Here is a 12,514-nt window from a genome sequence, read left to right on the forward strand (position 1 = left end):
GCAGCGGGGGTGGGGATGAGCGCGAAGAGGGGACCGGCGGACCAGGACCCGGGTGGACAGCTCCAGCCGGACGACGCGGACGGCGTTCCGGCCGCCCTGGACGGGTCCGAGCGCGGCCCGCAGTCGGTGCAACCCTGGGGGACCACCGGTGGCACCGAGGACCGGGACGCGCCGTGGGGCGCTACCCAGGACTCGCCGCTGGACGAGGGGAGCGAGGAGACCGGCCTGCCACCCGCGCGACGGGGCGAACGGCGGGCCGACGCGCAGCCGCCCCAACCGTGGGCACAGGGGGCGGGCAAACACGGGTTCGGACCGGTCGAGCCGACCCGTACCCCGGAGGCGGGACCGGGCGGCGCCCCGTCCGATCCCGGGCCGGGACGCCGGTTGTTTCCCGACGACACCGCGCTCGACGACCTCCGCAACAACCCGCTGGAGGAGCAGACCGGCATGCACTCCGAGGGTGTCAGCCGGCACGAGTAGCGCGACATCCACCGGACGTGGCGCCCCGACCGACCGTCCTCGGCCGGTGGATCAGGGCGTAGCTGCGGGCTCGGCGAGTGCCAGGGCCTGGCTGGGGCAGATGCGGATCGCCTCGCGTACCCGGCCGATCGTCTCCGCGTCCTCCGGAGCGCTCCCGAGGACGATCACGGTGCCGTCGTCGTCGCTCTGGTCGAACACGGTGGGCTCGGTGAGTACGCACTGGCCGGCGCCGACGCAGCGGTCCAGGTCAGCCGTTATCCGCATCGCGTCTCCTACCAGGTGACCGGGAGGGAGTGCAGGCCGTAGACGGTGGAGTCGTCCTTGAACGACAGCTCGTCGATCGCCGCGGCCAGTCGGAGGTCGGGAATGCGGGCGAAGAGGGTGTCGAAGACGATCTGGAGTTCGACCCGGGCGAGATTCTGTCCGAGGCACTGGTGGGCGCCGAAGCCGAACGCGATGTGATGGCGGGCGGCGCGGCCGATGTCGAAGGTGTCGCCGTCGGTGAACGCGGCCGGGTCACGGTTGGCGGCGTTGGCGAGCGTGACGACACCCTCGCCGGCCCGGATCAGCACCCCGCCGATCTCGACATCCTGCACCGCGATCCGGGAGGTGACGTACTCGGCGATCGTGAAGTACCGGAGCAGTTCCTCGACGATCTGCGGAGTCCGGGCCGGGTCCCGCTTCAGCGCGGCCAGCGCCTCCGGCCGCTCCAGCAGCGTCATCGTGCCGAGGGAGATCATGTTTCCGGTGGTCTCGTGCCCGGCGAGCAGCAGCAGGAAACCCAGACCCGCCAGATCCTCGTGATCGGCCCCCCTGGCCAGTTGCCGGCTCAGCAGGTCGTCGCCGGGCGTCTTCGCCTTCTCCGCGATCAGCGTGGCCATGTAGTCGCGGATCTCGTTGGCCGCGGCGATGCGCTCCTGGGCCGGTGTCGACCGGAGCAGCAGGTTGGCCGAGCGGTCCTGGAAGAAGTCGTGGTCGACGTACGGCACGCCGAGCAGTTCGCAGATGACCAGGGATGGCACCGGCAGGGCCAGCGCCGGAACGAGGTCGGCCGGACGTGGCCCGGCGAGCAGGGCGTCGAGGCACTCGTCGACGATCTGCTGGATGCGCGGGCGCAGCGCGTTCATTCGCTTGATGGTGAACTCGCCGACGACGGCGCGGCGGGCCTCACCGTGCTCCGGCGGGTCGAGCCCGATCAGCAGCGGCCGCTCGTCGGCACGGCGCTGCTGACCGGGGGGCTGCAACGGATATCCCTCGCGATACCGGTCTGAGCTGAACCGTGGATCGGTGAGCATGGTGCGGATGTCTTCGAGGCGGCTCAGCGCCCATGCCGTGGAGCCGTCCGGGAGGGTCACCCGGGCCACCGGCTCCTCCCGTTGCAGCCGCAGGTGTTCGGCCGGTGGCGCGTGCGGGCAGGTGCGCTTGAGGGGAAGCACCGGAGAAGCGGTCATCGTGTCCTCTCCCATCGCGAGAGATGATCAAGCGTACGAGGTTTCTCCCGTCGGAGCCGAGCGTACCGCCCTCTCCGGAGCCCCACCGTCCACTGTGCTGGCGCGGCGTCGCCGGACCGGTTCAGCCGGCTCCGGTCATGGTGACGACGATGTTGCCGTACTTGCCGCGCTCCAGGTGGCGGTGCGCCTCGGTGATCCGCTCCAGCGGGTAGCGGTCCGCGATGACCGGCCGTAGCGTGCCGGCCTCCGCCAGCTCCCGCACGAGCAGTAGGTCGCGGGTCTTGTCCGCCGCCTTCCGCAGCCCGGTGAACGCGATGATCGCCTTCTTCCTGCCGAACGCCGCGGTCCACGGCATCTGGACCAGCAGGCCCGGCGACGGCACCGGGCTGAGATAGCGTCCGGCGGGGTTGAGCACCCGGCGGCAGCGCCCGAACGAACTGGTGCCGGCCACGTCGAAGACGACGTCGTAGGTCTGGCCGGCGCGGGTGAAGTCCTCCCTGGTGTAGTCCAGGACCGTGTCGGCGCCGAGTTCGCGTACCAGGTCGAGGTGGGGTGTGCTGCACACCCCGGTGACCCGGGCGCCGAAGTGCCTGCCGAGTTGCACGGCCGCGCTGCCGACACTTCCGGAGGCGCCGTTGACCAGGAGCGTCTGGCCGGGGCGCAACCGGGCCCGGTCGCGCAGGAACGCCAGTGCGGTGCCGTCGGCCAGGGCGACCACCTCGGCGAAGTCGAGATTGGCCGGCTTGGGCGCGAGGGCTCCGTCCTGGTGGACGCGGACGTACTCGGCGTGCGCGCCGAAGTCGGGGCCGGTGATCCCGACGACCTCGTCGCCGACCCGCAGCCGGGTCACGCCCGGCCCGACCGCCTCGACCACACCGGCGAACTCGGAGCCCAACACCGTCCACCTCGGTCGGCGGAGCCCGAAGAAGAGCCGGGCGAAGCGCGGCGAGCCGCGCCGGGCGGTGCCGTCGGTCACGCTGACCGTCGCGGCGTACACCCGGACGAGGACGTCCTCCTCGCCGGGAACGGGTGTCGGGACCTCCTCGACCAGGACGACGTCGGGGGGACCGTACGTCCGGTAAACGGCTGCTCTCATGGCTGCTCACTTCCTGTGTCGGGGTACTGGAACACCTCTTCGAGCGGCACCGCGAAGACGTGGGCGATCTGGAACGCCATCTCCAGCGACGGCGAGTACCGGCCCTGCTCGATCGCGATGATCGTCTGGCGGGTCACCCCGATCCGCTCGGCGAGCTGGGCCTGCGTCATCTCACCGGCGGCGAAGCGCAGGGCGCGGATCGAGTTGGTGACCCGGGTGGGCTTGACCACGGCTACATGCCCCTGCGGTAGGTGCGGAGTTTGACCACCGACCCGACCACCGAGGAGGCGACGAAGCCGAGGTAGAGCACGTTCGCGATCCAGAAGTGCTCGGCCTCGAACAGCGCCAGGCCGAGTGCGGCGAGCGCGGCGGCCATCAGCATCCGCTGCCCGACGCGGTCGCCGAGCCAGTGGATCTCCCGGTCCCGGACGTCGCCGGAGTGGCTCTCACTCGGGCGGGCGATCTCGACCGCGATGCGGGCCACGATCGACGCCACGATCGAGACGCCGATGGCCAGCAGCAGCGCCGGTACGTACGTCACCTCGGCCACGGGTGTGCCGGCCAGCCGACCCAGCACCACCGCGAGATAGCCGAGATAGACGGTCACCCCGACCACCAGGGCGACCCAGGTGCCCTTCTCCTCGTACGACATTCTCGCCACCTTCGAGAGGTAAAGAATCTTTGACATGTCGAAGAGTAAAGAACGGCAGACACCATGTCAAGTTTTCTAGACACAACCGGACCGGGTGCACAGCCTCCCGGCACCCCGGGGCGGGCCACCGCGACACCTCCCTCGTCGGAGGACCGTCGCCGGTCGACCCGAGCCATCGACTTTGGTTCAGGTGAATTCGCCCAAGGGCCGTTCCGGTCACCGGCACCCACCCGGGACCGTGGTGGCACGGCACGCGCGCCGCCCCGGCCCGAGACGTGCGCCCGGGTCCTCCCCGAAGCGGCGGCGGTCCCGGTGCCGAGATGCGTGGAAGTCGCGAAGGCGAGCAGCGAGGAGTCACAGATGCCCGACCCCCGAGCCGTTCCGGCCGATGCCCCGGCGACACCGGCCGGCCCGGAGACGAGCGTTGCGGGCACCTCCCTGTCCCGGTGGCGCCGGATCGGCCCGGTCGTCGCGCTCTGGCTGCTCGCCCCGTGGGCGGCGGAGTGCGCGTGGGGCGGCTTCACCGTCGACGACTACCCGCTGGTCGTGGCCTTCCTGGGGCCGCTCTACGGCTCGGCCGCGCTGCTCATCCGGGAGACCGCCCGGCGCACCGGTGGCGGTTGGCCGGCGATCGTGCTGCTCGGCGCGGCGTTCGGCATGATCCAGGCCGGGCTGGTTGACCAGTCGCTGTTCAACGACGCCTTCCTGGACGACACCGAGTTCGCCGACGCGGCCGCCGCCGCGCGGGCGACGATGGTACCGGGGCTCGGATTCAGCGCCCAGAACGCGCTCGGTTACCTCGGCGGGCACGTCGTGCTGAGCATCTGCGTTCCGATCGTGATCGTCGAGTCGTTCGTCCGGCCGTCCCGGCGCGCCGAGCCGTGGCTCGGCCGGTTCGGTCTGCTGGTCGCCGGCCTCCTCTACCTGCTCGGCAGCCTGCTGGTCTTCTCCGACGACGGCGGCCGGAAGGGCTTCCTGGCCAGCCCGCTCCAGTTGTCGTTCGCGGCATTGACGGCGCTCGTCCTGATCGGCGCCGCGCTGCTGCCCCGGTGGCGGCGCGGACGTCGACCGGGCGAGCCCGCCGAGCCGACGGCCGGCCGAGCGCCGCATCCGATCTGGGCCGGGGTGGTGGTCTCCGGTGCCCGGCTCGCCGTCGACCTGGTGCCGAACTGGATCGGCGTCACGATCGCGGTGGCGGCCAGTACGTTCGCTGCGGTCCTGATCGTGCGGTGGTCCCGGCGTACGGGCTGGGGGCAGCGGCATGTCCTGGCCGCCTGGGGGGCCGGGCTGGTGGTGGCGGCGGCCGGGGCGTACCTGGCACCGAGCTACGCCGCCGCGTCGCCGGCCCAGGCGCTGGTCGCCGACCTGACGGTCAGTCTGCTCACGCTCGCGCTGCTCGGCGGGGCGTTCTGGCGGCTGCGTGCCGAACGGCCCGGCTCGTCCGCACCGTTGCCCGGCAGCGGCTCAGCGGGGTAGCGGCCGGTTGGTGTAGACGGTGATGCCGTAGCCGGTGCCGTGCCGGATCCAGCCCACCGCGTCGTAGAAGGCGGTGGTGCCGGCGATCTGCGGGACGGTCAGCAGCCACGCCGGCCGGTCACCGGTCAGCGTGGCGAGCAGCCGCCGGCCGAGCCCGCCCCGCCGGGCCGCCGGATGGACGGCCAACTCGGCGACCTCCAGCCAGTCGGAGAGCATCTCGGTGGCCGGTCCGAGCAGCCGGCGTACCTGCCCGTAGGTGCGGTCGGCGGGGAACGGGGTCGGGGTGGTCAGCCCGACCGCGAACCCGGGAACGGCCCGGTCATGGCGACCGGTTCCGACGGTCCCGCCGTCGTCGGCCAGGACGGCGGCGAAGCCCGGCTTCCCGGCCCAGTCGGCCAGCAGCTCAGCGAACCGGGCGGCCCGCTCGGGGGAGTCGTTCCACGGCGGCGTGCAGAACACCGCCGCGTACGTCTCGACCAGCCGGTCGTGCAGGGCGAGCGCCTCCGGTCCGGTCAGCCGCCGCAGCCCGGGTGCACCGGTGCACTCCGGCCGGGTCACGCGGCCGACCGGTGGGCCCGGACGAGGGTGTCGATCGCCTCCCGGTCTGCGTCCACGATCCGGCAGCCTACCCGCCGCCGGTGACGCTCCGGGCCGGATCGTCGGTCGGGGTCTTCCGGGCAGCCCGACCGGCCCGGTGCCGTACGAAGCCGGATGTGATCGCGCGGGCACCTTCCCGGACATTCGCGGCCGTGAAGCGGAACATTCAGTGGCCTAGATTGGAAGGAGGTTTACAGCTTCGAAAAGCTTCGATAGCTTGACCATAACTTTCGGTTCGGCGGCCAAAAGTTGCCAGCAGACAGTTCGGGCGAGGTCGGGACGGATCGGCGACCTGCCGCTGAACGGGAACGGGCGCTCAGCGACTCCTCGCCGGGCCCGCCGCTCTGGCCTGCGCCGGGTAGACCGATGGGAGATCGGAACAATGGCTAAGCACAGCATCGACCGTCGCGCGTTCCTGCGCGGGCTCGCCGGCACCACCGTCGCGGTCGGCGCCGCGACCCTGACCGAGGTGCCGGCCACGGCCGCCCCCGGTGGTCGGGGCGGCGGCGGTCGGCTCATCCCGAAGGAACGGACCGGCATCCAGCTCTACAGCGTGCGGGACAAGATCGCCGAGTACGGCTTCGCCCGGGTCTTCGAGGAACTGTCCCGGATCGGCTACCGCGAGGTCGAGTTCGCCGGCTACACCCAGGGCAGCGTGGGCGCCATCACCCCGCGGCAGATCCGGCGGCTGCTCGACTGCAACGGGTTGCGCGCGTCCGGCAGCCACCGAGGGCTGGGCGACTTCCGGAACAATCTCGACCAGGAGTTGGACATCGCCCGTACCCTCGGCATGCGCTATCTCGGCACCGCACAGGCACCGACCGAGGACCGCACGGTCGACGGTTACAAGGCGGCGGCCGAGGAGTTCAACGGCTGGGGTGCGCGGGCCGCCCGTTGGGGCATCACCATGTACCAGCACAACCACACCATCGAGTTCAGTTTCGCCACCGACCAGCCGTCGGTACGCCTGTACGACGTCTTCCTGGAGCACACCGACCCCCGAGTGGTGGCGCTGGAGATGGACATCCTGTGGGCGTACGGCGGGGCGCGCAAGTACCCCGGGTTCCGGCCGATCGACTACGTGAACGCCCACCCGCACCGCTATCCGCTCTTCCACGTCAAGGACGGGGTGCCGCTGCCGGACCCGCAGCAGGGCAACTCGTACGCGGACGTGGAGTTCGGGCTCGGCGAGATCCCGTTCGCCGAGTTCTTCGCGGCGCTGCGCGGCCACGGCCGGCACGGATACCTCTGGGAGCAGGACACCGCGCCGGACGTACAGCCGAATCCGCCCGGCTCGCTCGGTGCGGCCGAACGCAGCTACCGGCGCATGCGTGAGCTGCGGAGGAAGCGCTGAGCGAGTTGGTGGACGCCGCCGGGGTCGGTGCGCCGCACCGGTTCCGGCGGGTCCGGCTCCGGCGGTCGATCCGGTCGGGGCGACGGACCGGTGCTGGCGCGGTGCCGGGCCGGGCTGACCGGGGGAAGACCCTCGTGGCCCCGGCTCAGTGCGATGTTCGGGGCAGAACGGCGTAGACGTCGCCGGACCGGCCCAGCGGGCGGAAGCGTTCGAGCAGTCCGGTCAGGTCGGCGGCGTCCAGCCAGCGCTCGCTGGCGAACCGCATCGTTTCGATGGGCGAGTAGTTGTAGCGGTATCCGCCGGCCGTCGCACCGAGCCGGTGCACGATGTCGAGTGCGGCGAGCGCGGCATGGTGTGCCGACGGGAGGTACTCGAACGACAGCGCGGGCAACGGTCGGCTGAGCCCGGCGAGCACGTTCGACTCGAAGCCCTCGACGTCGATCTTGCAGAACGCCGGTACCCCGTACGCCGCGATGAGGTCGTCGAGGGTCGTCACGTCGACCTTCACCGCGCGGTCCCAGCGCACCTGCTCGAAGCTGCGGTCCGCCGTCACCGACCGGATCCAGTCGGCTGACATCGTCGAGACCGTCGGGGTGGCGGTGGAGAGTGCCATCGTCGCCCGGCCGGGTCGAGCGCCGAGCGCCGCCGGCACGATGCTGACCCTCCGGTCCCGCCGGAAGCCCCAGCGCAGGACGCGCAGGCAGTCCGGCTGCGGCTCGACGGCGACAACCCGGGCGCCCAGCCGCCGCCAGATGCGTACCCGACCGCCCACGTGCGCACCGATGTCGAACCCGACATCCCCCGGCCGGAGGAACTGGCCGTAGAGTCGCGCGGCCCGGCGCTGGGTGACCGGTCGGCAGTGGTAGAGCAGCAGGGACCGGGCGATACCTCTGGCCCGGGTGAACATGTTCTCAACGTAACAGCGGCGAGTGCTCCGCACCGGCCAACGGGACGCCGGTCAGGCTCAGTTGAGGCGCTGGCGCAGCAGCGACTGCTCGGCGGGGTTGGCGGTCAGCGCCAGGGCGCGCTCGTCGGCGGCGCGGGCCTGGTCCGGACGGCCCAGGTCGCGCAGCAACTCGGCCCGGGTGGCGTGCAGCAGGTGATAGCCGTCCAGCGGGCCGGCCGAGGGCGTGGACCTCGGCGAGCGCGGCGGCGGGGCCGCCGACGTAGCGGTTGGCGACCGCCCGGTGCAGCCGGGTCACCGGCGACGGCGCCAGGCGGAGCAGCATGTCGTAGAGGACGAGGATCTGCGCCCAGTCGATCTCCTCCCAGCGGGCCGCTTCGGCGTGACAGGTGAAGATCAGCCTGAGCCGGTCGCCGGGGTCCGGCTGCGCCGGCCACACCATCAGCCCGAGTTTGTCCCGGTACCGAGTGTCCCGGCGCAGCGCGCCGAGGCCCCGCCGCCGGGCGACCGTGTAGAGCCAGGCGTCCGGCCAGCGTAGGCGGCATCGGTAGCACCGGGGATCCGACACCCGGGCGGCGTTCTTCGCGGAAACCCGGCCACCCGGCCTGCGTGGACCGGACGCGGAGAACCCTCCGCCCAGGTCGGCGGGGGGTGCGGCAGGCGAGGCAGCGCCGTGGCTTCCGGTTGGGTGATGATCGCGGGTTCGGTAGGGTGGAGGCCGGTGTGCCGGGAAGTCTGGTCGGCGATTCATTCGTCGACCCCACCGGAGGCACCGTGATGGCCACCCCTGGCAGCCGCATGCCGAGCCTGTTCTCCCGGGGGAGTTGGCCCGAGGTCCGCCGGGTCGGCGACATCCTGCGTACCGAGACCGTCGGCGGGGTGTTGCTGCTGATCGCCGCCGTACTCGCGCTGGCCTGGGCGAACTCGCCGTGGTCCGAGGCGTACCGGTCGCTCGGCGAGTTCCGGATCGGCCCGGCCGCCCTGCACCTGGACCTCTCCCTGGCGACCTGGGCGGCCGACGGCCTGCTGGCGATCTTCTTCTTCGTCGCCGGGCTGGAGCTGAAACGCGAGTTCGTCGCCGGAGACCTGCGGGAGCCCCGCCGGGCGATGCTGCCGGTCGCCGCCGCCCTCGGCGGGATGGCGGTGCCGGCCCTGATCTACACGGCCTTCAACCTCCGGACCGGGGACGGGGCGCTGGCCGGTTGGGCGATCCCGACCGCGACCGACATCGCGTTCGCCCTCGCCGTGCTCGGGGTGATCAACACCCACCTGCCGGCGGCGATGCGGACGTTCCTGCTCACCCTCGCGGTCGTCGACGACCTGCTGGCAATCATGATCATCGCGGTGTTCTACACCAGCGCCCTGCACTTCGGCTGGCTGCTGCTGGCGCTGGTCCCGCTGGCACTGTTCGGCCTGCTGGTCCAGCGGCGGGTGCGGTCCTGGTGGCTGCTGTTGCCGCTGGCCGCGGTGGCGTGGGCCCTGGTGCACGCCTCCGGGGTGCATGCCACGGTCGCCGGGGTCGCGCTCGCGTTCGCCGTGCCGGTGTCCCGGCGCAAGCCGGGGCCCGGCCCAGGGCTGGCCGAGCACTTCGAGCACCGGTTCCGGCCGCTGTCCGCCGGGGTCGCGGTGCCGGTATTCGCGTTCTTCGCCGCCGGGGTGTCGGTGGTCGGCGCGGGCGGCCTGGGTGCGTCGCTCACCGACTCGGTCGCCATCGGGGTGGTGGTCGGGCTGGTCGTGGGCAAGGCGGTCGGAGTCTTCGGGGCGACCTGGCTGGTGCAGCGGTTCACCCGGGCCCGGCTCGCCGAAGGGCTCGGCTGGTGGGACGTGTTCGGGCTGGCGTTGCTGGCCGGGATCGGCTTCACCGTGTCACTGCTGATCGGCGAGCTGGCGTTCGGCGCTGGCACCGAACGCGACGACCACACCAAGATCGGTGTACTGGTCGGCTCGCTGCTCTCGGCACTGCTCGCCGCGGTCGTACTGCGCGCCCGTAACCGGCACTACCAGGGGATCTGCACGGTCGAGGAGCGCGACAGCGACGCCGACGGGGTGCCGGACGTCTACGAGGAAGAGGACCAGAACGCCGCAGGATGATCGGCCACCCAACCGGACGAGGCTGACTACGGGAGGTCCGGCGCCAGTGCGGCGGCCAGCCGGTCGAGCCAGGGCACCGGATCGGCCCCGGCCGGCGGATGCCCGCTGGGCAGGGCCGACCAGTCGACCGTCCAGCCCCGGACCGCCGTCGGTCGCAGCAGGTCCGGGTCGGGGATCCGGTGCAGCAGCGTACGGAGCAACCGGGCCGGCAGGCGTACCCCGGGCAGCTCGGCGAGCAGCACCGCGTCGTAGAGGTCCTTTCCGGCCGAGAGCCCGTCGGTCGCCTGGTCGGTGCAGAGCCACTGGAGTTTCCAGGCCAGCGAGAGCTCCGGCGTCGCCGCCCAGACCACCGTCGGCGGGTCGGTCCCGTCCTGCCGGGGCACCGCGAGCAGCCGGGGCGGCTCGGGCAGCCGCTCGTCGTACGCGAAATCGAGCTGGACCGTGCCGGAGAGTGCGTCGCCGACCCGCCAGGGCACGACGAGCCGGCTCCCGCCGCCGCCCTCCTCGGCGAGGTCGCGGTATCCCGAGTCGTACGAGTAGCCCCAGGTGTTCTCCTCGGTGATCGCGTCCGGGTCGACGCGGAGGTCGCCGGCGGCCGTGGGATGGCGGCGCAGCAGTTCGATGACGTCCTGGTGCGGACTGGGCAGCAGCGCGGTCTCGGCGGCCTCGACCCAGTGCAGCCCCTCCGGGGGCAGCCGCGCCGGCAGCCCACCGGTGTCGAAGTCCTCGAACATCCAGGGCTCGTCCCGGGGTACCCCGTGCACCGCCTCCGGCCAGAGCCGGACCGGGTCGAGGCGGTCGACGTAGGGGTGCGGGTGCAGGTCATCGAGCGGGACCGGTGCGCCCGGCCGGACCACCCAGTCGAGGTCGCCGGGCTCGCGGGCCCGGTCACCGACCCAGGACCGCATGGTCATGCTGCCGCGCAGCACCAGGGCGTCGCCGCAGGGTGCCGCCGCGACCAGCGCGAGTATGTGGTCGAGCACGGCACGCCGGGCCGTCCGCTCGTCGGTCAACCCGACTCCGGCCCCCGCTGGGCTGTCCACGCAGGGCAGGCTACCGGGCCGGTACGACAGACTCGCCCCGCCCCGGACGAAGGCCGCCGCGCCGCCGGGCCGGACCCGCGCCGAGGCACGCACCGTGATGCCCATCTGCCGGCGCTGGCTCCGGCGACGGCGTCGACGGGCAGCCCGAACCCGGGTGGCGGCCGGCGGCGTCAGGCCGGGCGCCGACCCGGCCGGTCGGTCAGGGCGCGGAGCCGGTCGTCGAGGGCGTCGAGGTCCGGTACGAACCAGACGTGGCCGGCCTTGTTGGACTCCTCGACCAGGGCGCGCAGCGCCGAGCTGGTCGCGAGGTGCCCGGAGATGTCGCCGACCACCACCAGCCGCAGTCGGTAGTTGACGAACTTCTGCATGACCTCGCCGGCGAAGCGGGTGCCGAGGGCGAAGAAGCTCGGGTCCAGCCGGTTCGCCGGCACCGCCACCACCGTGGCGCCGAGGAAGGCCGCGCCGATCAGGTCCAGCACGTCCTGCTCGGTGGCGATCGGCGGGCCGCCCGGGTCGCAGAGCAGCACCGACGCCCCGGCCCGGTCCTGGATCTCGTCAGGCATCCGCCACCTCCCCGCCGAGCAGGCCGTTGTCGCCGCGCAGCACGGCGTCGAGCAGGTGCAGCAGCTCGGCGGTGGCGGCGGCGTCACCGAGTATCACGATCTTCATGCGGCCTCGTTCCTCGTCGTGGACGGTCTGCACCCGCAGCGGATGCCCGGGGTCGTGGTTGGTGTTCGCCCCGGCCAGCAGGAAGGTGCCGAGCCGGTCGGCTCCGGACCGGTCGATGCCGTCGACCTGCACGATGCTCGACACCTCCACGGCGACGGGGGCGCCGTGCCGGGTCGGGCCGGCGCCGCCGGTCAGCGCGTCGAGGTCGGCCCGGGCGATCCGGTACTGCTTGCCGATCCGTACCGCCCGGAGCCGGCCCGAGCGGATGTAGCCGCGCACGGTCCGGACGTGCAGGCCGAGCCGGTCAGCCACCTGCTCGACCGAGAGCATTTCGTTACTCATCAGCACCTAACCTACCTGGGATAGGGTGTGATAGGGAAGTTTGTGGCCTCCATCATTCGAAGCGACACGTCCGGTCCGGTGCGCGGACTGCGGGCACCGGAGCCGGGCCGGGGCCGGGAGGTTGGGGCCAGCGCGGCGGCACCGGGACGTGATGTCGATCGCGACCGATACCTGCCGGCAACGGGCGGGCAAAACGCGGGAAACCCACGGCCCTTACGTTTCGATGCGACTCATCCACTGAGGCGCGCCTAGGGTTCCGCCGTCCCGACCGGGGCGGGACTGGTCCGAGAGGCGCAGGCGGGGCCGGCGGCGCGGTCGGCGCCGTTCCACGGCGGGACAAAAGCCCGGGAGACAGCCAG

At 72.4% G+C, this 12,514-nt stretch carries 14 protein-coding genes; 4 read left to right on the top strand and 10 right to left on the bottom strand.

Translation table 11 applies throughout. The features are described 5' to 3' along the window. Positions 1–15: 15 nt before the first annotated feature. Positions 16–480, top strand: a complete 465-nt coding sequence (locus tag R6Y94_RS13920) for a hypothetical protein (RefSeq protein WP_318396241.1) — start codon at positions 16–18, stop codon at positions 478–480. Positions 481–531: 51 nt separating this feature from the next. Here R6Y94_RS13920 and R6Y94_RS13925 read toward each other — a convergent pair whose 3' ends face one another. The 5 genes from R6Y94_RS13925 to R6Y94_RS13945 form a co-directional block, all read right to left on the bottom strand. Continuing rightward, on the bottom strand, positions 532–744 hold the full coding sequence (locus tag R6Y94_RS13925) for a ferredoxin (RefSeq protein ID WP_318396242.1): 213 nt from the start codon (positions 742–744) through the stop codon (positions 532–534). 8 nt (positions 745–752) lie between these two features. After that, positions 753–1,931, bottom strand: a complete 1,179-nt coding sequence (locus R6Y94_RS13930) for a cytochrome P450 (protein WP_318396243.1) — start codon at positions 1,929–1,931, stop codon at positions 753–755. A gap of 121 nt (positions 1,932–2,052) precedes the next feature. Then, on the bottom strand, positions 2,053–3,027 hold the full coding sequence (locus R6Y94_RS13935; protein ID WP_318396244.1) for an NAD(P)-dependent alcohol dehydrogenase: 975 nt from the start codon (positions 3,025–3,027) through the stop codon (positions 2,053–2,055). Beyond that, on the bottom strand, positions 3,024–3,257 hold the full coding sequence (locus R6Y94_RS13940) for a helix-turn-helix transcriptional regulator (protein ID WP_318396245.1): 234 nt from the start codon (positions 3,255–3,257) through the stop codon (positions 3,024–3,026). Before R6Y94_RS13940 ends, R6Y94_RS13935 begins: the two co-directional genes overlap by 4 nt. Positions 3,258–3,259: 2 nt before the next feature. Further along, positions 3,260–3,715: a hypothetical protein gene (locus tag R6Y94_RS13945; RefSeq protein WP_318396246.1), complete on the bottom strand. Its 456-nt coding sequence runs from the start codon at positions 3,713–3,715 to the stop codon at positions 3,260–3,262. Positions 3,716–4,039: 324 nt separating this feature from the next. Here R6Y94_RS13945 and R6Y94_RS13950 point away from each other — a divergent pair, with 324 nt between their 5' ends. Next, complete coding sequence (locus R6Y94_RS13950) at positions 4,040–5,155, top strand: hypothetical protein (RefSeq protein WP_318396247.1); 1,116 nt, start codon at positions 4,040–4,042, stop codon at positions 5,153–5,155. On the opposite strand, the gene R6Y94_RS13955 is transcribed toward R6Y94_RS13950, so the two are convergent. After that, on the bottom strand, positions 5,144–5,713 hold the full coding sequence (locus R6Y94_RS13955) for a GNAT family N-acetyltransferase (RefSeq protein WP_318396248.1): 570 nt from the start codon (positions 5,711–5,713) through the stop codon (positions 5,144–5,146). The two genes, R6Y94_RS13950 and R6Y94_RS13955, sit on opposite strands and share 12 nt — an antisense overlap. A gap of 421 nt (positions 5,714–6,134) precedes the next feature. Between R6Y94_RS13955 and R6Y94_RS13960 the strand changes: the two genes are divergently transcribed. After that, the gene (locus R6Y94_RS13960) at positions 6,135–7,106 is read left to right on the top strand and encodes a sugar phosphate isomerase/epimerase (RefSeq protein ID WP_318396249.1); all 972 of its coding nucleotides are present in this window, start codon (positions 6,135–6,137) and stop codon (positions 7,104–7,106) included. 145 nt (positions 7,107–7,251) lie between these two features. On the opposite strand, the gene R6Y94_RS13965 is transcribed toward R6Y94_RS13960, so the two are convergent. Continuing rightward, the gene (locus R6Y94_RS13965; protein ID WP_318396250.1) at positions 7,252–8,013 is read right to left on the bottom strand and encodes an FkbM family methyltransferase; all 762 of its coding nucleotides are present in this window, start codon (positions 8,011–8,013) and stop codon (positions 7,252–7,254) included. A 774-nt stretch (positions 8,014–8,787) separates the two neighbouring features. Between R6Y94_RS13965 and nhaA the strand changes: the two genes are divergently transcribed. After that, positions 8,788–10,101: a Na+/H+ antiporter NhaA gene (nhaA, locus tag R6Y94_RS13970; RefSeq protein WP_318396377.1), complete on the top strand. Its 1,314-nt coding sequence runs from the start codon at positions 8,788–8,790 to the stop codon at positions 10,099–10,101. A 26-nt stretch (positions 10,102–10,127) separates the two neighbouring features. Here the strand turns inward: nhaA and R6Y94_RS13975 are convergent, their stop codons facing one another. The 3 genes from R6Y94_RS13975 to R6Y94_RS13985 all read right to left on the bottom strand — a co-directional run bounded on the left by R6Y94_RS13975 (position 10,128) and on the right by R6Y94_RS13985 (position 12,155). After that, positions 10,128–11,249 (bottom strand): nucleotidyl transferase AbiEii/AbiGii toxin family protein, encoded by a 1,122-nt coding sequence (locus R6Y94_RS13975; protein WP_318396251.1) that lies wholly within the window; start codon positions 11,247–11,249, stop codon positions 10,128–10,130. Between the two features lie 65 nt (positions 11,250–11,314). Beyond that, positions 11,315–11,707, bottom strand: coding sequence for a DUF4180 domain-containing protein (locus R6Y94_RS13980; protein ID WP_318396252.1), 393 nt, complete (start codon positions 11,705–11,707; stop codon positions 11,315–11,317). After that, complete coding sequence (locus R6Y94_RS13985) at positions 11,700–12,155, bottom strand: helix-turn-helix domain-containing protein (RefSeq protein ID WP_318396253.1); 456 nt, start codon at positions 12,153–12,155, stop codon at positions 11,700–11,702. Before R6Y94_RS13985 ends, R6Y94_RS13980 begins: the two co-directional genes overlap by 8 nt. Positions 12,156–12,514: the final 359 nt, after the last annotated feature.

Source organism: Plantactinospora sp. KLBMP9567, from assembly GCF_033446045.1.
GTDB lineage: Bacteria > Actinomycetota > Actinomycetes > Mycobacteriales > Micromonosporaceae > Plantactinospora.